General features: G+C 67.4%; 15 protein-coding genes and 1 tRNA gene. 10 read left to right on the forward strand and 6 right to left on the reverse strand.

Translation table 11 applies throughout. The features are described 5' to 3' along the window. Window positions 1–15: 15 nt before the first annotated feature. The 3 genes from ACFOD4_RS19460 to gyrB all read left to right on the forward strand — a co-directional run bounded on the left by ACFOD4_RS19460 (window position 16) and on the right by gyrB (window position 3,830). Window positions 16–89: transfer RNA gene (locus ACFOD4_RS19460), tRNA-Met, on the forward strand. Between the two features lie 67 nt (window positions 90–156). Then, window positions 157–1,311: a DNA replication/repair protein RecF gene (recF, locus tag ACFOD4_RS19465; RefSeq protein ID WP_379599136.1), complete on the forward strand. Its 1,155-nt coding sequence runs from the start codon at window positions 157–159 to the stop codon at window positions 1,309–1,311. A gap of 59 nt (window positions 1,312–1,370) precedes the next feature. Beyond that, window positions 1,371–3,830, forward strand: coding sequence for a DNA topoisomerase (ATP-hydrolyzing) subunit B (gyrB, locus tag ACFOD4_RS19470; RefSeq protein WP_379599138.1), 2,460 nt, complete (start codon window positions 1,371–1,373; stop codon window positions 3,828–3,830). Window positions 3,831–4,071: 241 nt separating this feature from the next. On the opposite strand, the gene ACFOD4_RS19475 is transcribed toward gyrB, so the two are convergent. Together ACFOD4_RS19475 and ACFOD4_RS19480 are read right to left on the reverse strand one after the other, a co-directional pair. Continuing rightward, the gene (locus tag ACFOD4_RS19475) at window positions 4,072–4,593 is read right to left on the reverse strand and encodes a YybH family protein (RefSeq protein WP_379599140.1); all 522 of its coding nucleotides are present in this window, start codon (window positions 4,591–4,593) and stop codon (window positions 4,072–4,074) included. 104 nt (window positions 4,594–4,697) lie between these two features. Further along, window positions 4,698–5,006, reverse strand: a complete 309-nt coding sequence (locus ACFOD4_RS19480; protein WP_379599142.1) for a hypothetical protein — start codon at window positions 5,004–5,006, stop codon at window positions 4,698–4,700. Window positions 5,007–5,290: 284 nt separating this feature from the next. Here ACFOD4_RS19480 and ACFOD4_RS19485 point away from each other — a divergent pair, with 284 nt between their 5' ends. Continuing rightward, window positions 5,291–6,967: an alpha/beta fold hydrolase gene (locus ACFOD4_RS19485; protein WP_379599144.1), complete on the forward strand. Its 1,677-nt coding sequence runs from the start codon at window positions 5,291–5,293 to the stop codon at window positions 6,965–6,967. 15 nt (window positions 6,968–6,982) lie between these two features. Here ACFOD4_RS19485 and ACFOD4_RS19490 read toward each other — a convergent pair whose 3' ends face one another. Then, window positions 6,983–8,047, reverse strand: coding sequence for a methyltransferase domain-containing protein (locus ACFOD4_RS19490; RefSeq protein ID WP_379599145.1), 1,065 nt, complete (start codon window positions 8,045–8,047; stop codon window positions 6,983–6,985). A gap of 304 nt (window positions 8,048–8,351) precedes the next feature. Here ACFOD4_RS19490 and ACFOD4_RS19495 point away from each other — a divergent pair, with 304 nt between their 5' ends. Together ACFOD4_RS19495 and ACFOD4_RS19500 are read left to right on the forward strand one after the other, a co-directional pair. Then, entirely contained in the window at window positions 8,352–11,798 is a 3,447-nt protein-coding gene (locus tag ACFOD4_RS19495; protein WP_379599147.1) for an ATP-binding protein, read from the forward strand. 105 nt (window positions 11,799–11,903) lie between these two features. Next, a complete protein-coding gene (locus tag ACFOD4_RS19500; protein ID WP_379599149.1) occupies window positions 11,904–13,289 on the forward strand; it encodes an aminotransferase-like domain-containing protein in 1,386 nt (461 codons plus the stop codon). A 214-nt stretch (window positions 13,290–13,503) separates the two neighbouring features. On the opposite strand, the gene ACFOD4_RS19505 is transcribed toward ACFOD4_RS19500, so the two are convergent. Together ACFOD4_RS19505 and ACFOD4_RS19510 are read right to left on the reverse strand one after the other, a co-directional pair. Then, window positions 13,504–14,781: a hydroxymethylglutaryl-CoA reductase, degradative gene (locus tag ACFOD4_RS19505; RefSeq protein WP_379599150.1), complete on the reverse strand. Its 1,278-nt coding sequence runs from the start codon at window positions 14,779–14,781 to the stop codon at window positions 13,504–13,506. Window positions 14,782–14,871: 90 nt separating this feature from the next. Next, entirely contained in the window at window positions 14,872–15,873 is a 1,002-nt protein-coding gene (locus ACFOD4_RS19510) for a Bug family tripartite tricarboxylate transporter substrate binding protein (RefSeq protein WP_379599152.1), read from the reverse strand. 365 nt (window positions 15,874–16,238) lie between these two features. On the opposite strand from ACFOD4_RS19510, the gene ACFOD4_RS19515 reads away from it, so the two are divergent. Then, on the forward strand, window positions 16,239–17,183 hold the full coding sequence (locus ACFOD4_RS19515) for a dihydrodipicolinate synthase family protein (protein ID WP_379599153.1): 945 nt from the start codon (window positions 16,239–16,241) through the stop codon (window positions 17,181–17,183). Between the two features lie 10 nt (window positions 17,184–17,193). On the opposite strand, the gene ACFOD4_RS19520 is transcribed toward ACFOD4_RS19515, so the two are convergent. Continuing rightward, the gene (locus tag ACFOD4_RS19520) at window positions 17,194–18,141 is read right to left on the reverse strand and encodes a LysR family transcriptional regulator (RefSeq protein WP_379599183.1); all 948 of its coding nucleotides are present in this window, start codon (window positions 18,139–18,141) and stop codon (window positions 17,194–17,196) included. A 121-nt stretch (window positions 18,142–18,262) separates the two neighbouring features. Here ACFOD4_RS19520 and ACFOD4_RS19525 point away from each other — a divergent pair, with 121 nt between their 5' ends. Genes ACFOD4_RS19525 through ACFOD4_RS19535 form a run of 3 tightly spaced genes read left to right on the forward strand, consistent with a single transcriptional unit; the run spans window position 18,263 to window position 22,223 of the window. Beyond that, entirely contained in the window at window positions 18,263–20,095 is a 1,833-nt protein-coding gene (locus ACFOD4_RS19525; RefSeq protein WP_379599155.1) for a CocE/NonD family hydrolase, read from the forward strand. 17 nt (window positions 20,096–20,112) lie between these two features. Then, complete coding sequence (locus ACFOD4_RS19530; protein ID WP_379599157.1) at window positions 20,113–21,708, forward strand: ABC transporter substrate-binding protein; 1,596 nt, start codon at window positions 20,113–20,115, stop codon at window positions 21,706–21,708. 2 nt (window positions 21,709–21,710) lie between these two features. After that, window positions 21,711–22,223, forward strand: a complete 513-nt coding sequence (locus tag ACFOD4_RS19535) for a GAF domain-containing protein (protein WP_379599159.1) — start codon at window positions 21,711–21,713, stop codon at window positions 22,221–22,223. Window positions 22,224–22,231: the final 8 nt, after the last annotated feature.

The raw sequence follows: 22,231 nt of genomic DNA on the forward strand, positions 1-22,231 counted from the left end.
TCCAACCATCACCACCGCGGGGTGGAGCAGCCCGGTAGCTCGTCAGGCTCATAACCTGAAGGTCACAGGTTCAAATCCTGTCCCCGCATCCCAATGATAGCTGCTTTAACGATCTCAGCATTCGCCACAATCAGCGGCGAGTGCTAAACATCGTTTGTGCACGATACGTCACGGCTTCGCCTTCATCGCCTGCTGCTGCAGGATTTCCGAAGCTATGCCACCCTAGATTATAGCTTCTGTGACAGCATCATCGTCGTCGCGGGTGCAAATGGCACCGGCAAGACGAACTTGCTGGAAGCTATCTCCCTTCTTTCCCCAGGTCGTGGTCTCCGCGCAGCCAAAGGTCATGAGCTTGTCAGGCATGGCTCTGCAGCCAACCAGGGATGGTTTGTTGCCGGCCATTTTGAGGCTCCAGCAGGGCCAGTGACCATCGGCTCCGGTGCAGAGGCTGGTTCCGACCGGCGTCAGTTTCGTCTCGATGGACAGACTATCCGGAGCCAGTCGGAGCTTTCCCGCCGCTTGGCGCTGTTGTGGCTGACGCCCCAGATGGATCGGCTTTTCCAGGAAAGTGCTGGAGGCCGGCGGCGCTTCCTCGATCGGCTGGTCTGGTCGCTGGAGCCCGGCCATGCGCGTGAGGTGTCGGCGCATGATGCGGCGATGACCCAACGCAACCGCCTGCTCGCCGAAGGGCGCCATGAACAGCGCTGGCTTGCGGCGCTGGAGGACACAATGGCCCGCCACGCTGTTGCAGCCGTCGCTGGCCGTCGGGCTACTGTCGCCCGCCTGAACCAGACGTTGGAGGCAGGACTGGTGGGGCACTTTCCGTCGGCGCGCCTGTCCCTGTTGTGCCCCATATCCGACGCTCTTCAGGAGAAGCCGGCGTTGGCAGTGGAGGAAGCGCTGCGTAGCCACCTTTCTGCCGATCGCGCTCGCGACGCAGCCGCTGGCGGTGCACGCCAAGGCGCGCATCGCACTGATCTGCAGATGAACCTGCTACCTCAAGGCATTCCGGCCGCACTTTGCTCCACCGGTGAACAGAAGGCCCTGCTCGTCTCCATCATTCTGGCGCAGGCAGCCCTGGTGTCGGCTCACCGTGGCTTCGCTCCCCTGTTGCTATTAGACGAGGTGGCGGCGCATCTTGATCCAGGCCGCCGCGAAGCCTTGTTCGAAGGGCTTGCGGCCCTGCCGGCGCAATGCTTCCTCACAGGCACCGAAGCAGCGCCTTTCACCCCTTTGCATGGCCGGGCGCAGTTCCTGGCAGCGATCCCTGGCGGGCTTGTGCCCATCACCGATTTACCCGTGCCGGCATGATCAAAAACCGCTATAAAATGGGCTGTTAAGCCCGCCTGAAGCAGGAGTTACCCGCCGGCATGAGTGAGTCCGCGCGCGCGCCGTCCCCCGCCACCGATCCGATGGCGGATGCCTATGACAGCGCCTCCATCACGGTGCTTCGCGGACTCGAGGCCGTCCGCAAGCGTCCTGGCATGTACATCGGAGATACCGATGATGGCTCGGGCCTGCACCACATGGCGTTCGAGATCATCGACAACGCCGTGGACGAGGCCCAAGCGGGTTATGCGACCTCCTGCGAGGTCGTGCTCAACGCTGATGGCTCCGTCACCGTCACCGATGACGGACGCGGCATTCCCACCGACATCCATGCCGAGGAAGGCGTTTCCGCGGCCGAGGTGGTGCTGACCCGGCTGCATGCCGGCGGCAAGTTCAACCAGAACTCCTACAAAGTATCCGGCGGCCTGCACGGCGTGGGCGCTGCGGTCGTCAATGCCCTGTCCGAATGGATGGAGGTGCGCATCTGGCGCAATGGGCAGGAGCACCTGATCCGCTTCGAACATGGTGACACGGTGAAGCCCCTCGACGTTGTGGGGCCGGCGATCCGTGGTTCGGGCACCGAAGTGACCTTCAAGCCCTCTGCCGGCACCTTCACCCGTACCGAGTACGAATTTGGCATCTTGGAGAAGCGTCTTCGGGAATTGGCTTTCCTGAATTCGGGTCTTGGCATCACGCTTCGCGACGAGCGTCCCCTGGCCGCCGGCGAATCGGCCAAGGAAGTGGTGTTCCGCTTCGATGGCGGCCTTGTTGCCTTCGTTGAATGGCTGGATCGCGCCAAGGAGCCGATCTTCAAGCCTGCCATCAGCCTGAAGGCCAAGGAAGGCACCGGCATCCAGGTCGAGCTGGCGATGTGGTGGAACAGCACGCCGCACGAATTGGCGCTGTGTTTCACCAACAACATCCCGCAGCGCGACGGCGGCACGCACCAGGCCGGCTTTCGCCAGGCGCTGACCCGTGTGGTGATGAAGTACGCCGAGGATCTGGCAAAGAAGGAAAAGGTCGAGCTGTCCGGCGAGGACATGCGCGAGGGCCTCACCGCCGTGGTCTCGGTGAAGGTGCCGGACCCGAAATTCTCCTCGCAAACCAAGGACAAGCTGGTGTCCTCCGAGGTGCAGCCGGTGGTGCAGGCGGCGGTGGCCGATGCGCTGTCGCACTGGTTCGAGACGCACCCCAAGGAAGCCCGTGCGGTGCTTGACCAGGTCGTGCTTGCCGCCGCGGCGCGCAAGGCGGCGCAGCTGGCGCGCGACAAGGTGGGCCGCAAGAACGCGTTGGACATCTCGACCCTGCCGGGCAAGCTGGCCGATTGCCAGGAGAAGGATCCGAGCAAGTGCGAGATCTTCCTGGTCGAGGGTGACTCGGCCGGTGGCTCCGCCAAGCAGGGGCGCGACCGCCGCTTCCAGGCAATCCTGCCGCTGAAAGGCAAGATCCTGAATGTGGAGCGGGCGCGCATCGACAAGATGCTGTCCTCGGCCGAGATCGGCACGCTGATCACCGCGCTCGGCACCGGCATCGGCACCGGTCCTGTGGACCGGGGCGGCTTCTCTGCCGACAAGCTGCGCTACCATCGCATCGTCATCATGACCGACGCCGATGTGGACGGTTCGCATATCCGAACGCTGTTGCTGACCTTCTTCTTCCGGCAGATGCCGGAACTGCTGCATCGTGGCCACCTCTATATTGCTCAGCCGCCGCTCTACCGCGCCAAGCGGGGACAGGAGGAGCGCTACCTCAAGGATGACCGCGCGCTCGAGGATTACCTGCTGGAGAAGGCGCTGCACGGCGCCAAGCTGCGCCTGGGCGACGGGCGCGAGTTGCAGGGCGACGAGCTGCGGGAGATGGTTGAATCCCTTCGCCAGGTGGCGCACAGGATCCGTCGCCTATCCGGGAATGTGCCGGCCGAGATGGTGGAGCAGGCGGCGGTGGCCGGTGCCCTGACCGGCGACGTCGATGCCGGGCTGGCTGCTGCCCCCGTGCTGGCTGCCAGGCTCGATGCGTTGGCTGCTCCGTCCGAGCGTGGCTGGAAGGTGACCACGGGGGGGGAAGGCTTGGTCGTGGGGCGCACCGTGCGAGGCGTGGCGGAACGGCACCGCATCGATCCCGCCGCGCTCCGCAGCCCGGAAGCGCGCTGGCTGGCCGAGCGGCAGTCCACTCTTGCCCAGGCCTGGGCCGAACCGGGAATGATCGAGATGGAAAGCGGCAGCGGCGTTGCCGTGGCCGGTCCGCTGGCGGCGCTGGAGCGGATCCTGGCCCAGGGCCGCAGGGGCCTGGCCATCCAGCGGTTCAAGGGTCTGGGGGAGATGAATCCCGACCAGCTCTGGAGCACGACGCTGGATCCGGCCGTGCGGACCCTTTTGCAGGTGCGGATCGAGGATGTGGAGGATGCCGAGCAGGTTTTCTCCACCCTGATGGGCGATGTGGTGGAGCCGCGCCGGGAGTTCATTGTCGGCAACGCGCTGAAGGTCGCTAACCTGGACGTTTAGAAGACGTTCCAGGTTGGCGGCATCGCGGCTGGTGCGCTGTCTAGCTGTTGCAGCGCCTGGCTGACCGATGGGCCGGGTACCCCAGGGAGCCCTGGCGCTGGCAAGCAACGCCGACATCAGCCATAACCGCTCTGACCATGCTTTGATCAGGCCAAGGGAGTCTCCACCGTTGAGCGGATGGATCCGCCCATTCCTTGGTCGCATGTCAGCAGCAAGCCTGGAGGACGGAAGCTACGAAGGGTCAGGCCCGTTTCGCAGCCGGCTCCTCCCGCGCCAGCACAGCAGCTTCGTTCAGGCTGATGCGGCGCACCAGCGGATCGGCGTGCCGGTGCGCCAAGCTCCAGCGTGAAGCTTCGCGGCGGAACACCAGCGTCACGCGCAACGACCAGTCCTGCTCCGGCAGGCCACCGACGGCGGCGCGTTGCCGTTCGATCGCCACCAGCACCGCCATGTCGCCCGAGCTGTAGCAGCGCACGATTTCCAACTTCGCAGTGCCACCCTGAAAGAATCGCGCCAGTGCCGCGAGACCGTCCGGCGAGGCATCGAAGCCGAGAGTGGGCGGCCCGCCGAACGGGGTCATCAAGGCGAAATCCGCCGTGTGCGAGATCTGCGCGCGGTACCCTTCTATGTCGCCGCGAAGCAGCGCCGAGTTCGCCAAGGCGGCGCGCCGGATGAGGTCCTCGAGATCCGCCCCGGTGACGCCGTCCGGCACCGACCAGATGACCGTCGCTGCCCGAAGCGGCACAGCCGGTTCCCTTGTCATCGACCATGTTCCTTTCTGTTTTTGGCTTGCCGTGCAGCCATTGCCGCGAGGGCGCGATTCCCCCGCGGCAACTCGTTGCCTTGCCGGATGACCGCCGTGCTGCGTCAGCGCACCGACATCATCATGGAAGCCGAGGGAAGCGGCAGGTAGACCAGCTGACCTTCCCCGCCGGCATCCACCGGCACGCCCGATGGCCGCCGCGCAAAGGCTGCATCTCGATAGACAATCCGCCCTTCCTGACCGCCGCCATGCAGTTCAATGGCCCCACCACCGACGATGTTGCCGATATGGCCGGACCCGTAATCCAGCCCGAAATTCTCGCCATGGCCGGTCATGCTCAGGGTCTGCGCCTGTGCCATGCCGGCCGACAGCGCCAAGGTCAGCACAGCCAGAAAGCTCTGTGTCTTGCGCATCGTCATTGTCTCCTCGCTGGGGCACCCGAAGCTGCCCGTGGTTGTTTGGCGAGGCGCACAATGCCGCGGCAGCATGTGAATCCTTGTTTGCAGCAGCGTGGAAATGCGGGCGCTCAGCGTGGTTTCCGGAAGTTTGCGGGCAGGGATGGCGCCAGGGATCGGGCGGCCCGTGGCTGACCTCCCGCTCTGTTGTCTTGCCAGACCTTCTGGACGGGGAGTGTCGTCATCGCGCAACTGGTCCGGGTGATTGGCCGGGCCAACGCCTCACATCCACCGAGATTGCCATGCTCACGATCCGGCTGCTCGGCGAGATGGCTGTGCTGCGCGACGGAGAGCCGCAGCTGCTGCCGCCATCCCGCAAAACGCGGGCCCTGTTGGCCTATCTCATCGCAACCGGACGCCCGCAGCGGCGCGACCATATCTGCGATCTGCTCTGGGATGTTCCCGACGACCCGCGCGGGGCGCTGCGCTGGAGCCTCAGCAAGCTGAGGCTCCTCGTCGATGAGCCGGGCAGCCCGTCCCGGATCGTGGCCCGGGGCGAGACGGTTGCCTTTGCGACAGAGGGCCTCGACTGCGACCTGCATGCGCTCCTGGACGCCGAGAGCGACGATGCCGGCGCCGTGCCGCATGACGCTTCCGTGGACAGGCTACGCGCCGTTGTGGAAAAGAGTTGCGGCGCGTTCCTGGAGGGCCTCGACCTGCCCGCGCAGGGCGATTTCCAGGCCTGGTGCCTGGCACAGCGCGAAGACGTGCGGCGCACGCAGCAAGCCTTGCTGAACAAGCTGATGGTTCAGCTCGCGCCCGTGATGCCGGAGGAGGCGCTGTTCTATGCACGCAGGTTGGTGGCGCTTGATCGGTATGACGCGGCGGCGCGGAGCACACTGGTTGATCTGCTGCTGCGGCTGGGACGGCACGATGAAGCTAGGCAGCATTGCGACAGCGGCTTGCAGTTCCTGCGTGAGGCCAGCCTTCCCACCAGCCTTCTGGATCGCGCCGCGGCAGGCCTCCGCGTCGCCACCGGGAAGGTCATGCCGCCGCAGCAGGCGGCGTCCCCCCAGGCAGCAGGGTCTGAGAACCTGCTGGCTGCACCGCCTGTTCCATTGCTGGCCCCGCCCACGCGCCAGCAGGTCCGCTTCTGCCGGACCACGGATGAAGTCCGCATCGCCTACGCGGTCAGCGGCGGAGGGCGGCCGCTGGTGAAGCCGGGAACATGGCTCACCCATCTGGAGCATGACTGGCGCAGTCCGGTCTGGCAGCACTGGATGCAAGAACTCTCCGCCGGACGGAGCTTGGTCCGCTACGATCAGCGTGGCAACGGCCTGTCCGATTGGAATGCCGAGGATCTTTCCTTTGCCGCCTGCCAGCGCGACCTGGCGGCCGTGGTGGAGACGGTGGGTCTTGGGCGCTTTCCCATGCTGGGCATTTCCCAGGGCTGCGCCTCGGCGGTGGCCTATGCGGCGGAGAATCCGGACCGCGTCACGCGCCTCGTGCTGTTCGGTGGCTATGCACGCGGCTGGGCGATGCGCGGCAACCCATCCGAGGTGGCGATCCGCGAAGCGCTGAGGACGCTGATGCTGCATGGCTGGGGCGCCAACACCCCCGCATTCCGGCAATCCTTCACCAGCCTGTTCATCCCCGAGGCCAAGCCCGAGCAGATCCATTGGTTCAACGAGTTGCAAAAGCTGACCACATCGCCGCAGAACGCGATCCGTCTGACCGACATGTTCGGCACGATCCAGGTTGAGGCGCTGCTGCCTCGCATCCGCGTGCCGACCCTGGTCATGCACTGCATCGACGATGCCGTGGTGCCGTTCGAGGAAGGCCGACGACTAGCCATGGGCATCCCCGGCGCGCGCTTTGTCGCCCTGCAGGGGCGCAATCACATTCTGCTGGAGGATGAGCCGGCCTGGCCGCAATTCCTGGCCGAGCTCACCGCCTTTCTGGCCGAGGACGAGATCTGATCCTGCGGCCGCCCCTCAGGGACGCGCTTCCAGAACCATGTTGAACGGTCCTTCGGTGGCCCGTCGTACATGGGCGAAGCCGGCGCCGTTCAGGCAATCCCGCAGCCGCGCTTCGCCGGCCTGGGCGCCCAGCGCTTCTCCCACCTCCTGGGACAGGGAGGTCGGTACGCAGATCATCGTGGACGCATTGTAGTAGAGGCGGCCCACCGGGCTGGCGACGTTCCGGCCGGGCTGATCGGAAGCGATGGGCTCCACGATCATCCAGGTGCCCCCCGGCCTCAGTCGCGAGCGGATATGGGCGGCAGCACCGCGCGGATCGCCCATGTCATGCAGGCAGTCGAACATGGTCACCAATTCGAAGCCCTCATCCGGCAGTGCCTTGGCCGCTGCCGTCTCGAAGCGCACCCGTTCCGCCAATCCGTGCGATCGCGCATGGACGTTGGCCTGCTCGATCGAGGGGGCATGAAAGTCGTAGCCGGTGAAACGCGAATTCGGAAACGCCTTGGCCATCAGCAGCGTGGAGAAGCCGACGCCGCAACCCACATCCGCCACATGGATGCCGGCCTGCAGCCGCGGCAGCACCCCATCCAGCGCCGGAAGCCAAGACTGGACGATGTTGTTGACGTAGCTTGGGCGGAAGAAGGCACCGACGGCGCAGAACAGGCAGCCGGCGCTGTCGCCCCACGCAACCCCGCCACCGTTCCTGAAGGCCGCTTCCACCTTGGCTTCGCCTTCGATCATGGCGGCCACGAGGTCGAAGGCCCCTTCCAGGTAGAAGGGGCTTTCCTTGACCACAAAGAACATCGCCTGTTCGGGCGTCAGCGAGAAGCGGTCGGAGCTTTCCTCGTAGGCGAGGTAGCCATTCGCCGCCTGCGCCAGGGCCCATTCCCGCAGGTAGCGTTCGGACAGCCCTGTGCGCTGCGCCAGTTCGCCAGCGCTGGCCGCTCCTTCCCGGTGGAGGGTCTCGAACAATCCCAGGCGAAACCCGATCCTCACAGTCGGCACGCTGTATGCTCCGCCAAGGTCGCCCAGCATCTTGCCGAGAAGGGCGTTCAGCCTGTCGCCATCCACTTGCGCCATCTTCGCCTCCGCTTGCTTGTGCCTGTTCGGCCACTCCATCCATTCCGGTCCGCCACCATGGGTGGACACGGTAGCCTGATCCTCCGCCTTGTTCCGTTTCAATGCAGATCGAGGATGGGATTGTCACATCCGCGCGCTGAGCGTCGCGGCTTGGCGAGTGGGGCGAAGGCCGCCGCGGCCGAGCCATAAGGCCATCCCCCGCACCCCGTGGACGCGGCAGGTTCCGGCCGGAAGCGGGAAGTGGCAGAATAAGCCGGTCCCCGGGGCCGAGCGCCGCGTGGACGATACCGCGAGCAGGAGCACCATGGGCGAGGTTTCGGGCAACGCTGTTTTCCGCGGAACTGGATCGGTACGCGAACTCGCCCGAGCGCTCGACTGGGCTGGCACCCCACTGGGGCCAGTGTTGTCCTGGCCGCAGAGCCTGCGCTCCACGGTGCGAACCCTGCTTTCATCGCAATACCCGATGATCCTGACCTGGGGGCCGTGCTTCACCCAGATCTACAACGATGCCTATGCCGGCCTAATCGGCGACAAGCATCCGGGCGCGCTCGGTGGCGACATCCGCGTCGCGATGGAAGAAAGCTGGGACACGCTCGGCCCGATGATCGCGCGGGTGATGGAAACCGGCAGTGCCAACTGGACGCCGGCCCTGCCGCTGCTGATGGAGCGAGCCGGCTACCGCGAGGAAGCGTATTTCAGCGTGTCTCACGCGCCGGCCGAGGATGATGAGGGCCGCATCGTCGGCATGCTGGCGGTGTGCAGCGAGGTCACGTCGCAGGTGGTGGGCGAGCGGCGCCTCAGCCTGTTGCACGCGCTGGGCACGTCCGCACGGGAGATCCGCAGCGTCGAGGCGAGTTGCCGCGATCTTGCGGCGGCGTTGGCCGGCGATCCGCTCGATCTTCCCTTTGCCCTGCTCTACCTGCGCGACGACCATGGCAGCCTGCAGCGCGCGGCGGCGACCGGCCTGCCGGCGGATCATCCCTTCGCACCCCCGTTGATGGGTGCGGACGCGGATGAAGCGCCATGGCGTTGCGCCCCGGCGCTCGGTGGCGAGGTGGTGGAGGCGCGGGGGCTGGCATCCCGCCTCGGACTGCGCGGAGGGCTGTGGAACGACCTGGTGGAGGATGCCGTCATCCTGCCGGTGCGCGGCGAGATCAGCACCCAGGCTCTCGGTGTTCTGATCCTCGGGCTGAGCCCGAGCCGTGCCTGGGACGACACCTACAGAGCCTTCTGCGACGTGGTGGCCGACCAGATCTCCACTGCGCTGCGCAACGCCCGTGCCTATGAGGAAGCGCGCCGGCGCGCGGAAGCGCTGGCCGAGCTGGATCGCGCCAGGACGCAGTTCTTCTCCAACGTGTCGCACGAGTTCCGCACACCGCTGACCCTGCTGCTCGGCCCCATCGAGGAGCTGCTGCGGCGTTCCGACCTCGACGCTGCTGTCCGGGACGAGCTGCTTCTCGCGCAGCGCAACGGTTTGCGGCTGTTACGGCTGGTCAACACGCTGCTCGATTTCTCGCGCGTTCAGGCCGGGCGCGCCGATGCGAGCTTCGAGCGGGTGGACCTGCCGCATTTCACGGCCGAACTGGCCAGCACCTTCCGTTCCGCGATCGAGCGGGCCGGATTGACGTTGCGCATCGAATGTCCGCCCCTTGCAGAGGACGCCTATGTCGATCGCGACATGTGGGAGAAAATCGTCCTCAACCTCATCTCGAATGCCTTCAAGCACACCTTCGCAGGTCACATCGCTGTGTCGCTGCATGCCACCGACGAAAGCACCGTGCGGCTGACGGTCAGCGACACCGGCGGCGGCATCCCCTCCGAACACCTGAACAAGATCTTCGATCGTTTCCATCGCGTGGAAGGCGCGCGCAGCAGGACCCATGAAGGGTCCGGCATTGGCCTTTCGCTGGTGCGCGAGCTTGTGCATCTGCATGGCGGCCGGATCGAGGTGGCCAGCTCCCCCGGGCACGGCGCGCGTTTCGAAGTGACCCTGCCGCTGGGGCACGCCCATCTTCCGGCTGAGCGCGTAGGCGCCGCGCGCCAGCTGCAATCGACCGGCGTTGGCGCAACGCCCTTTGTGGAGGAAGCGCTGCGTTGGATCGATGTTCCCCACCCCTCGCATGGGGAGGCCCCGGCAGGGGCGCCGGCCGGCGCCGTTGCTCCGCTTCGGGCAGCGGCCGACACGGCGCTGCGTGCCGGCGCCAACCCGCGCCGCCGGGTGGTGCTGGCGGACGACAATGCGGACATGCGGGCCTATGTCGAACGCCTGCTCGCGCCGGCGCATGACGTGGTGTCCTGCGCGAACGGCGCCACCGCACTGGCGGCGCTGCGGGAGAAGCCGGCCGATCTTCTGCTCACCGACGTGATGATGCCGGTGATGGACGGCTTCGCGCTTCTGCGCGCGGTGCGCTCCGATCCCGCGTTGCGCACCTTGCCCGTGCTCCTGCTATCCGCCCGCGCGGGCGAGGAGGCCAGCGTGGAAGGTCTGGAAGCAGGCGCCGACGACTACCTTGTGAAGCCATTCTCGGCGCGCGAACTGCGGACGAGGGTGCATACCCATCTGGAGCTCGTCGCGCTGCGCCGCTCGGCGGAGGCGCAGACCCACCAGGCGCGCAAGATGGAGGCGGTGGGCCAGCTGACCGGCGGCATCGCGCATGACTTCAACAACCTTCTCGCGGCCATCAGCGGCTCGCTCGAGCTGATCGAGTACCGCATCGGGGACGATGCCCGGCTGCGCGGTTTGCTGCGCAACGCCCAGCAGGCGGCGGAGCGCGGGGCCAAGCTGACAGGGCAGTTGTTGGCCTTTTCGCGCCGCAGACAGCTTCAGGCGCAGCCCATCGACCTGAACCGCACTATCGTCGGCATGGGCGACCTGCTGCACCGCAGTCTCGGCGGGAAGATCGGCTTCTCGGCACATCTGGCGCAGGAACTGTGGCCGGCCATGGCCGATGCCAACCAGATCGAACTGGCCATCCTGAACCTCGCCCTGAATGCGCGCGATGCCATGCCGGCCGGCGGCGAGCTGACCATCCGCACCATGAACCTTTCCGCCTCCCCGGGCCCCTTGGCTGGGATGGATCCGCGCGACCAGGTGGCCGTGGAGGTTTGCGACACCGGCGAGGGGATGGGGCCGGAGGTACTGGCGCGCGCCTTCGAGCCGTTCTTCACCACCAAGGAGGTGGGTCGTGGGACGGGCCTTGGCCTTGCCCAGGTCTTCGGCAGCGTGAAGCAGCTGGACGGCGACGTGACGATCGAGAGCCAGCCGGGCGTCGGCACCACGGTCAGGCTGTTTTTGCCACGCGCGCGCGAAAGCGCCGGCGCCGGGGACGCGCCGCCGGCCGGCCCTGAGGCGGCGATGCCTGGCAGCCCGGCCCGGGTTCTGCTGGTTGATGACGACCCCGATGTCCGCAGCACGGCGGCGGACATGCTGCGCGCCCTCGGCCATGAGGTGACGGCGCTGGAAAGCGGCCGTCATGCCCTACGCTGGCTGGGTGGGAATACGCCGGTCGACCTTGTTCTGGCGGATTTCGCCATGCCGGGCATGACGGGAACGGAGTTGGCGGCGCGGGCAAGGGGGCTTCGGCCCGGCCTGCGCGTGCTTCTCACCACCGGCTATGCAGAGCAGAAGGATCCGGCCCTGCAAGAGGTTCCCGCCTCGGCGCTGCGCAAGCCTTTCACCCTTGCCCAACTCCGCAGGGCAGTGAACGCCGCGTTGGGGGAGCCGGCGGCCACGGGCGCGACGAGGTTGTGAGCTTCGGACCGGCGGCGCCGAAGCCCTCAGGCTGAGCCTTCATCCCGTGTAGCGGGCATGGGGGGGCCATTCCTTCGTGCGGCACCCGTCGGTAAGGTCGGCCCGATGAGGACGAGCTCAAAGCCGGACCGGATCGTTCAGGAGGTTGCCGCCGCGATCGAGAATGGCCTGTTGAAGCCCGGCACCCGCCTGGCTTCCATCCGTGTCGCGGCACGGGACCATGAACTGTCCAAGAACACGGTGGCCGAGGCCTATGACCGCCTTGTAGCCTCCGGCTTGCTGGAAGCGCGTCGCGGCGCAGGCTATTTCGTCGCCGGGCTTCCCTCGCGTCCGCCGCCGCGGCGGCAGGAGGTGGTGGAGGCCCTCAGCCTGGTTTCCTTGTTGCGCGAACAAACCGACCAGCATTATCGCCTCCGCCCCGGAGAAGGCCGCCCGCCGCCCTCCTGGATGGAAGAGTCGGAGCTGGCGCGGAACCTGGCCCTGGCGGGTCGGCGGCAGCACCGGGGCGAGGCGCATGCCTATGGCAGCTCCTGGGGATACGGCCCGCTCCGCGAACAGCTCGCCCTCGCGCTGACCGAGCGATCCATTGCCTGCGCGCCGGATCAGCTGCTGCTGACGCAGGGGGCGAACCATGCCCTCGACCTTGTCATCCGGCAGATGGTCGCACCTGGCGACCGGGTGCTGGTGGACGATCCCGGATATTACCCGCTTTTTGCCAAGCTGCGCCTGGCGAAAGCGGAGGTGATCGGCATCCGCCGCAATCAGGATGGGCCGGACCTGGAAGATCTGCGGGCCCGGCTGTCGCAGGGTAAGGTACGGGCTTTCTTCACCCAGTCCCTCGCGCATAATCCCACCGGCGGCACACTGTCGGCACAGGTCGCGCACGGCGTGGTCGCTCTGGCCGAGCAGCACGGGCTTCTGCTGGTGGAGGACGATGCCTTTGCCGATCTGCTGCCTGCCACGAGGCCGCGTCTGGCCTCCATCGGCGGGTTGGGGCGCGTGCTCTATGTCGGGACTTTTTCCAAGACGCTGTCGGCCTCGCTGCGCGTCGGCTTCCTGGCCGGCGGCGTGGCGGCGGTGCAGGCGCTCAACGACCTCAAGCTGCTGACCATCGTGTCCACCTCGCAATACGCCGAGCGGCTGGTGGCGCGGCTGATCGAGGACGGCCATTACCTCCGACATCTGCGGCGCCTGCGCCGGCGTGTCGAGACGGCGACGACGGAAGCGCTGCGCAACCTCGCCGAGGCCGGCCTGCCGCTCAGCCGCCCCTCCGATGGCGGCTTCTATCTGTGGGCCGAATTACCGCACGGCATGTCCGAGGCGGCGCTCTGCCGCATGGCGGCTGCGGAAAGCATTTTCCTGGCGCCAGGCGCGGTGTTCAGCCCGGGCACCACGGCGCGACCAGCAGCCCTGCGGCTCAACGTCGCCCATGCCAGCGATCCGCATTTCCTGCGTTTTCTGCGCAAGGCCGTCCTGGAAGCACGGTCCTGAAGGCCCGGCCCCTGTCACCAGGAAGACCCGCTCCACCACCGGGGCGAAGCGGTCCGGGCTTCCGGCGTCAGAGCCGTTGTTTTTGTTGTTGCGGCAGCCTTCCGAAGCGTTGCCGGAGAATGCGGGCGGCACGGTTGCGCCGCGTTCTGCTACCCGCTGCGCGGCCAGGCCCTCCGCAATGCGGACATGGTCGGGCAGCGCAGGTCGTGCTTCTTCAGCCGCCGCGCAGCCGTTGCAGCTCCGCCACCGCCACATCCTGCCGCACTTGGCGGCGCTCGATCAGAATGGCGGCGAGGCGCGCCACCTCATCGCCGGTCGCGCCGGCGGCAATGGCGACGTTGTTGGCGTGCAGCGCCATGTGGCCCTTCTGGATGCCTGTGGTGGCCAGCGCCTTCATGGCGCCGAAATTCTGCGCCAGGCCCACAGCGGCGATGACCCGGGCCAACTCCGCCGCCGTGGCGACGCCCAGGATCTTAAGGCAGGCCTGCGCCGTGGGATGAATCCGGGTGGCGCCGCCGACCAGCCCGACCGGCATCGGCAGCTCAATGGAGCCGGCGAGGTCGCCTTCCGCTGTGACCTCCCAGTGGGTGAGGCTGGAATAACGGCCGGCGCGTGCGGCATAGGCATGGGCGCCGGCCTCCACCGCCCGCGTGTCGTTGCCGGTCGCAAGCACAACGGCGGAGACGCCGTTCATGATGCCCTTGTTGTGGGTCGCGGCGCGGTAGGGATCGGCCTCTGCGAAGTGGTAGGCGCTGATCATGCCGTCGCGAACCGCGGCGCCGCCGATCGCCTCCACCGGCCAAGTGGCGCGAGCGCGGGCCAGGCGCCGGTCGGCGAGGTTGGACAGGATGCGCAGAAGGACGCGGCCGCCGGTCCAGCCTTCGATGGTGGGAGCCAGCGTCTCCGCCATGGTGTTGACGGCATTGGCGCCCATGGCGTCGCGCGTGTCGATGATGAGGTGAGTCACCACCATCGGTCCGCCGCGTGAAGCGACAATGCGCACCTCCAGCTCGCGGAAGCCGCCACCCAGCCGCACCAGCATCGGGTCGCAGGCATCACAGGCGGCGGCGATCTCCTCCCGCCGCTCCAGGATGCGCAGCCGGGCATTCTCCGGGTCGCTCACCCCGGTCAGCTGCACCTGGGCGATCATCAGCGTGCCGGAAATGGAGGTGGTGAAGCCGCCAGCGTCGTAGCATTGCCGCGCGGAGTTGCAGACAGCAGCAACGACGGAAGATTCTTCCGTCGCCATGGGCACCAGGACGTCGCGGCCATCCACCCGCATGTTGGTGGCGACGCCGATGGGAACGGACAGGGTGGCCACCACATTCTCGATCATGTGGTCGGCCAGGTGCGGATCGATATTGCCTGGCGCAGAAAGTTGTCCGCGCGCTGCCTCGTCCAGGCCCGAAAAGGCGGCGACGGCCTCCAGCCGTTCCGCCGGAGTCATGCGGTGGAAGCCGGGGATGCGGGAGGTGAGGTTGCTGATCGTCATGGTGGTGATCCGTTCGGGCGCGCGGGGCCGCTCCGGCCTCAGGCGGGCCGGACAACCGGTTCGTTGGGGAAAAGGGAGGAAGGCCGCGGCTTACTCGAGCTTGATGTTGCCCTCGCGAATCACGGCGCCCCAGCGGCGGGTGTCATCGGCCAGGGCAGTTCGCAGCATGGCGGCGTCGCCGCTCACCAGTTCCACGCCCTGTTCCGCCAGACGGGTGCGCAGCGCCTGGTCGCCGGTGGCGGCGCGCAGCGCCTCGGCGACCCGGCCAAGGATCGGCTCCGGCGTTTCCGCCGGCGCGAAGAGACCCTGCCAGAAATACACCTCGAAGCCTTCCAGCGTCTGCGCGATCGGTGGCAGATTCGGGTAGTTCGGGATCGGGGAGGTGGCTGTCACGGCCAGGCCGCGGGTGCCGCCATCACCGAGCGTCGTCGCGGCTTCCTGGATGGCCTGGAACACCACGTGGATGCGACCCTGGCGCAGGTCGAGCGCCGCCGGCGCGCCGCCGCGATACGGCACGTGGACGATGTCGATGCCGGCACGCGCGCGGAACATTTCCAGGCACAGGTGGCTGACCGAGCCAGTGCCGGGCGAGCCGAACAGCACCTTGCCCGGATTGGCCTTGCAGTGGGCGATCAGTTCCGCCGTGGTACTGGCCGGCACGGAAGGATGCACGTGCAGGATGAATGGCGTGCGAAACACCATGCCGATCGGAGACAGCTCCCGCGCCGGGTCCTTGGGTGTCAGATGGGGCTGCAGGGTCTGGTTGATGGCCAGGGTAGTGGTGCCCATCACCAGCGTATAGCCATCCGGCCGGGCACGGGCGCCGTAGGTGGCGGCCACCGAGGTCGCAGCGCCGGGCCGGTTCTCGACCACCACCGGGACGGACAGCATGCGCGACATAGGATCGGCCACGGCGCGGGAGGCAAGGTCCGTCACCCCGCCGGGCGGATAGCCTTCGACCAGGGTGATGGCCCGGTTCGGCCAGGGCGATTGCGGGGCAGGCTGCGATGTTGTCTGGCCGTAGCCCGGGCGCGGCAGGATGGCGGCCGCCGGAGCACCGAGGGCTGCCATGAAGAGCGTGCGACGTTGCATGGATCGTTTCCGGTTTCTGGTTTTTGTTTTCTCAGATTGTGCCTTTCCGCACCCAGGCCAAAGGGACAGTTGGTCCCCATTTTCCAGGGACAGTTGCCATTGCCGACAGCCGGGATCGGCCCCGACGCCGCCAGCCTTCGGGCCGTTCCGGCATGGCCATCGCCACACCACCTCCAACCCGGCCTGTCCTGAGAGATCGGAGAAGGATCGGTGTACTGCGGGCGTCGCCGCAAGAACCAGGGGCCGTCATGGCCGTGTTCCGGACGCATCAGGCAGCATCCTGCTTGTCACACCGTGCCGCGAGATCAGCCGGGGTATCGCGGCTTGGTCGCCCGATCTGGCCTGCGCCCATGATTCATGCTGGCGTGAACATTCCGGCCACGCCCGGCACAGGCTTCCTGGGAGATGTCTTCATGATCGCCACGCGACTTCCTGAGCTAAGGGGCGTGTTCCCCTACCTCGTGTCTCCGGTGGACCGGGAAGGGCGCGTGATGCGCGATGTTCTCGCCCGGTTGGTGGAACACCTGATCGAAGCGGGTGTGCATGGGTTGACGCCGCTCGGCAGCACCGGAGAGTTCGCCTATCTCGACAAGGATCAGCGGCTGGAGATCGTGGAGGTCGTCGTGAAGGCCGCACGAGGCCGGGTGCCCGTTGTGGCCGGCGTTGCCGCCACCACGACGCGGGACGGGGCGGCGTTGGCGCGCGAGGTGATGGCGCGTGGTGCGGATGGGGTGTTGGCCATCCTCGAAGCTTATTTTCCGCTTTCGGAGGGCGGGGTGGAGGATTACTTCCGGGCGGTGGCCGAGGCGACCAATGGGCCTGTGGTGCTCTACACCAATCCCCAGTTCCAACGCTCCGATCTTTCCCTGCCGGTGATCCGGCGCCTCTCGGCGGTGCCCAATATCCGCTACATCAAGGATGCCTCCACCAACACCGGGCGTCTGCTGTCCATCATCAACGAAACCGGCGGGCGCATGGGCGTGTTCGCGGCCTCGGCGCACATCCCGGCCTGCGTCATGATGCTGGGCGGCGTCGGGTGGATGGCGGGCCCAGGCTGCATCGTGCCGCGGCAGAGCGTGAAGCTCTATGATCTCTGCCGCAAGGGGGAGTGGGACGCGGCCATGGCGCTGCAGCGCGAGCTGTGGGCGGTGAACCAGGCCTTCGCGCGCCATTCCCTTGCCGCCTGCATCAAGGGCGCGCTGGAAATCCAGGGCTTCCCGGTTGGCGCGCCGCTGCCGCCCCAGGCGCCCCTGGACGAGGCAGCACGGCGGGAGATCCGGCAATTGCTCGACCACGTCGCCGCGCTGTGATGCGGGCGCCTCAACCGCTGGCCTGACGGCGTCGCAGGTTGCGCATCAGCGTGTCGGCCTCCAGCCGCGCTGTCTGCGCGACCAAGCTGGCGAACTCGTCCACGATGCCGGCCCGCGGCTGCCAGGTCGGGAAGAACACGCCGTAGGGCAGGGGGATGGCGGGCGCGAAGGCGCGCATCACCATGCCGGGCGCGGGTGAGGAGCGGGCGACAAACGGGTCGGCCAGCGCCACGCCCAGCCCCAGCGCTGCCATCTGGCACACCACCACGCCATTGGAAGCTTCGAAGCGGTGGCGCGGCGTCACGCCGGCATCGCGGCAGCGCTGTTCCAGCCCCTGCCGCAGAAGGGATCGCGGATGGGTCACCACCATGTCGTGCCCATCGAGATCGGCTGCCGCCACCTGCGGAAGCCGGGCAAGGGGATGATCGCGCCGCATCACCGCCACCGCCTCCACCTCGCAAAGCGGCTCCACCTTCAGGCCGGAATGCGCCAGCGGCAGCACCGTGACGCCCATGTCGAAATGCTCCTGCTCCAGCACTGTTTCGGCGTCCAGGCGGATGCGGGTATCCACGATGGCCGAGAATTCGGGCACCCGCGCGGCCATGACACGCAAGGCTTCGCCCAGAACGAAGCTGGCCACCTGCGGCGCGGTCAACAGCCGCAGATGGCTGGCCTTGCGGCCTTGGCGGATGCCATCCGCCAGCCGCAGCAATCCGTCATGCCCGGCCAGGACGCGCTCCGCATGCTGCCAGAAGCGCAGGCCTTCGGCTGTTAGGGACAGGCGGCGGTTCTCGCGGCTGAACAGCTCAAAGCCAAGCTCCCGTTCCAGGGACGATAGCAGGCGGCCAACCTGTGGCTGTGTCCGCCCCAGCCGCATGGCGGCCTGGGAAACGGAGCCGCTTTCCACAAAGGCCCGCAGAGCCTCCAGCGATCGCAGATTGTGCAGGCGAGCCTCCAGTCATCGTGCGGAAAGCGCATGGGATGAGACATATAATGCATTTGACGCATCGGGCCCAGTTCGGCATCCGTGACGGGCCCATGACACCGCGGGTCTGCCCGGCGGCAAGAAGGTTCCAAGGATGTCTGACAGCGATCACGGCAGTGCCGCCTGGCACGTCGCCCCTTCCGACTATGCCGCCGCACGCGCGGCCGGGTACGCCCTGCCCGCGGCGCCGGAATCCCGTTACCTCACCATGCGGGATGGCTGCCGCATCGCCATCGATGTCTGGCGGCCGGAAGGCGCTGCCGGCCCGGTGGACGAGCGGGTGCCGGCCATCCTGATCCTGACGCCCTATTACCGCCGCTTCGCCGTGGCACCCGGCAGCGACGCCGACGCCATCCCCAATGCCGGCAAGTTCGTGCGCTACCTGGTGCCGCGCGGCTACGCGGTGGTGGTGGTGGATGTGCGCGGCACCGGCGCCTCCTTTGGCACGCGGGACAGCTTCCGCTCGCCCAAGGAACGCGACGACAGCCGCGAGATCACCGACTGGATCGTGGCCCAGGCATGGTCCGACGGACAGGTTGGCGCCACGGGCATCTCCTATCCTGGCGCGGCCTCCGACTTCCTGGCCAGTACGGGGCACCCCGCGGTGAAGGCCATCGCGCCGCTCTTCGCGGTGTGGGACACCTACGCCGACAACTACTACCCTGGCGGCATCCTGCTGAAGCAGCTGGCCAAGAGCTACGACGACCTGATGGTCGCCATGGACCACGACCGCCGCGACCTGCTGCGCAACTACGTCTACTATGCCAATCCCGACCTGCGCGGCCCGCACCCGGTAGACGAGGACGCCAGTGGCTCCCTGCTCGCCGAGGCGCTGCACGAGCACCTGGGTAATTTCCGGCAGCCGGACTTCATGGGCGAGTTCCGCTTCCGCGAGGACCCGTTGCCCTACGACCCTTCCTTCAGCTCGGCGTCCTTCAGTCCCTATTCCGTCAGCGAGGGCATCGGCGAGGAGGTGGCGGTGCTGGCAGTGTCCGGCTGGATGGACGGCGCAGGCTACGCCAACGGTGCCATCGCACGCTTCCTGACGCTGCGGGAGAACAAGGTACATCTGCTGCTGGGACCCTGGGATCACGGCGCACGCTGCAATGTTTCGCCCTGGCGGCGGCAACAGGTGTCCGACTTTGCGCTGCTCGGTGAAGTCCTCCGCTTCTTCGATCACTACCTGCTCAAGCGCGACACAGGGCTCGCGGTGGAGCAGCCCGTCCACTACTTCAGCCTGCACGAAGAAGTTTGGCGCGCGGCGCCATCCTGGCCGCCGGTTGACACCGTCCGGCGCCTGCATCTCGGCGCCGGCGCGCTGGAAGATGAGGCGGGCGCCGCAGGGAAGGATGTGCTGCGCGCCGACTTTGCCTGGGGCAGCGGCGACGGCACCCGCTACGAGCGCATCGCCGGCATCAACAGCACGGTCTATTATGCCGATTGGCAGGAACGCGAAGCCAAGCTCACAGGCTGGTCCTCCGCTCCGCTGGATCAACAGATGGAGCTGACAGGCCATGGCCTGGCCGATCTTTGGCTCAGCGCCGACACGCCGGATGCCGCCATCTTCGCCTATGTCTCGGAAGTGGAAGCGGATGGCACCGTGCGGTACGTAACCGAAGGCCTGCTGCGAGCCCTGCACCGCAAGGAATGCCCGGTGCCGCCCTGGTACCGCACCACTTGGCCGTTCCGCTCTTTCCGTCGGGAGGATGCGGCGCCGCTGGTGCCGGGGCGGGCGGAGCGTATCCGCATCCCGCTGCTGCCGGTCTCATGGGTGTTCAGCGCCGGCAGCCGCATCCGCCTATCGATCGCCGGCATGGATGCCGACCACTGCGTGCAGGTGCCGCATGGCCGCCCGCCGGAACTGGCCCTGCTGCGCGGCGGTGACCAAGCCTCGGCCCTGGAACTGCCGCTCCGGCCCACGCGCTGAACGAAGAGGAAACGTCTATGCAACGCCGTCATTTCCTGGCCGGCACCGGCCTTCTCGCCACCACGGGCTGGGGGGCGCTGGCGCCTCGTCCCGGCCGCGCCGCCGGCACCACCCTGCAGATCGGGCTAGGCGGCGCCTTCACCACGGTGGACCCGCACTTCTATCACGCCGTGCCCAACCATACTGTTGCGATGCACATGTTCGAGCGGCTGATCAACCGTGCCCCCGATGGCCGGCTGATCCCGGGCCTGGCGACGGAATGGAAGCCGCTGTCGGACACGGTGTGGGAATTCAAGCTGCGCCCTGGTGTGAAATTCCACGATGGCGGCGACTTCACTGCCGATGACGTCGTCTTCACCTTTGAGCGCGCACGCAACGTGCCGAACAGTCCGGGCGGCTTTGGCGGCTTTCTGCGCGCAGTGGAGCGGGTGGAGGTGATCGATCCTCTGACCATCCACCTGCACACGCCCGTGCCCGCACCGGATCTCGGACCGAACCTGACCTATGTCGGCATCGTCTCGCGCCGCGTGGGCGAGAACGCCACCACGGCCGATTACAATTCCGGCAAGGCCGCCATCGGCACCGGCCCGTACAAGTTCGCCTCCTACACTCCCGGCAACCGGGTGGAGATGTCCCGCAACGATCTCTGGTGGGGTCCGAAGCAGGGGTGGGAAACAGTTTCGCTCCGGCTCATCACCAATCCCGCCGGTCGCACCGCCGCGCTGCTGTCGGGCGATGTGGACCTGATCGACACGCCATCGGTGAGCGACCTGCCGCGCCTTCGCGAAGACAACCGCATCAACGTCGCCGCCATTCCCGGCATCCGCTTGCTGTACCTCGTGCCGGACCTCTCTCGGGAAGGCGAGAGCCCCTTTGTCACGGACAAGGGCGGCAAGCCGTTGGCCAGCAACCCGTTCCGCGACCTGCGGGTGAGGCAGGCGCTGTCGCTGGCCATCCAGCGGGACGCGCTGGCGAGCCGCGTGATGCTGGACACCGCCGAGGCCACGGGCCAGTGGATGCCCCCGGGCAGCTACTCCTACGCCCCCAATGTCGCGGCCCCGAAGCCCGATGCGGAGCGTGCCCGCCGGCTGCTGGGGGAGGCCGGCTTCCCCGACGGCTTCCAGCTCACCTTGCACACACCCAATGACCGCTACCCCAACGATGCGCGGCTGGCGCAGGCCATCGCACAGATGTGGACGCGCATTGGCGTGCAGACCACGGTGGATGCCATCCCCTGGAGCACCTATGTCGCGCGCGGCGGACGTCAGGAATTCTCCATGGGCCTTTGGGGCTGGGGCAGCGCGACCTTCGAGGGCGGCTACATGCTCAGCCAGTGCATGGCCAGCCACAACAAGGAGCGCAGCCTCGGCCTGTACAATTACGGCCGTTACAGCAACGCGGAACTGGACGCACTGGTGGTCAAGGCGACCTCGACCGTGGATGACGCGGCGCGCGAGAAGCTGTTGATCGAGGCAACGGAGAAGGCCATGGCCGATCTGCCGATGATCCCTCTGCTGATGCTGCAGAACCTGTGGGCCGTGCGGAAGGGCATCGCCTTCTCGCCGCGCTCGGACGAGCGGACGCTGGCGGTGGATGCGCGGGCGGAGGGCTGAGCATGACGGCCCGTCCCGACCCTTTGCCGCACCTCGCGCGCCTCGCCCTGGCACAGGCGGAGGAAGTGCAGCCCCAGGCCACCTTCGCGGCGCTGGATGCGGCGCTGGCGGCGGTGGCGGGCCACCGCCTTTGCACGATCCAGGTCCATTACCCAGGCGGCGAGGCGGAACGCGTCTATTCCAACGTGCCGCAGCACTACGCTGTGGGCGGACGCAAGCGCGCTTCCGACGCGCCGCGGATGCGGGAGTTGATGCAGCATGGCCGTCCCATCCTGATCCGCACGGAGGCGGAACTGCGCGCCAGTTATCCCGACCATGCCGGCGCCAGCGCGCTGGGCTGCGGCAGCGCGGTGAATACGCCGGTGCGTTGGCGCGGCCGCACGCTGGGCCAGGTGAACCTGATGCACCAGGAAGGCTGGTACACCGAGGACGATCTGCCGCTGCTGCGCGGCTTCGCGCAGTTCCTGGTGCCGGCTTTCCTGTTGCTGACCCAGAATGAACGGGGCGCCGACTGACCGCCAAC

This window comes from Teichococcus globiformis (assembly GCF_042646265.1).
Classification (GTDB): domain Bacteria; phylum Pseudomonadota; class Alphaproteobacteria; order Acetobacterales; family Acetobacteraceae; genus Pseudoroseomonas; species Pseudoroseomonas globiformis.

Coding starts and splice junctions, on each gene's coding strand:
- gyrB (WP_379599138.1), top strand. CDS start 1,371: ATGAGTGAGTCCGCGCGCGCGCCGTCCCCCGCCACCGATCCGATGGCG.
- ACFOD4_RS19475 (WP_379599140.1), bottom strand. CDS start 4,593: ATGACAAGGGAACCGGCTGTGCCGCTTCGGGCAGCGACGGTCATCTGG.
- ACFOD4_RS19480 (WP_379599142.1), bottom strand. CDS start 5,006: ATGCGCAAGACACAGAGCTTTCTGGCTGTGCTGACCTTGGCGCTGTCG.
- ACFOD4_RS19485 (WP_379599144.1), top strand. CDS start 5,291: ATGCTCACGATCCGGCTGCTCGGCGAGATGGCTGTGCTGCGCGACGGA.
- ACFOD4_RS19490 (WP_379599145.1), bottom strand. CDS start 8,047: ATGGCGCAAGTGGATGGCGACAGGCTGAACGCCCTTCTCGGCAAGATG.
- ACFOD4_RS19495 (WP_379599147.1), top strand. CDS start 8,352: ATGGGCGAGGTTTCGGGCAACGCTGTTTTCCGCGGAACTGGATCGGTA.
- ACFOD4_RS19500 (WP_379599149.1), top strand. CDS start 11,904: ATGAGGACGAGCTCAAAGCCGGACCGGATCGTTCAGGAGGTTGCCGCC.
- ACFOD4_RS19505 (WP_379599150.1), bottom strand. CDS start 14,781: ATGACGATCAGCAACCTCACCTCCCGCATCCCCGGCTTCCACCGCATG.
- ACFOD4_RS19510 (WP_379599152.1), bottom strand. CDS start 15,873: ATGCAACGTCGCACGCTCTTCATGGCAGCCCTCGGTGCTCCGGCGGCC.
- ACFOD4_RS19525 (WP_379599155.1), top strand. CDS start 18,263: ATGTCTGACAGCGATCACGGCAGTGCCGCCTGGCACGTCGCCCCTTCC.
- ACFOD4_RS19530 (WP_379599157.1), top strand. CDS start 20,113: ATGCAACGCCGTCATTTCCTGGCCGGCACCGGCCTTCTCGCCACCACG.
- ACFOD4_RS19535 (WP_379599159.1), top strand. CDS start 21,711: ATGACGGCCCGTCCCGACCCTTTGCCGCACCTCGCGCGCCTCGCCCTG.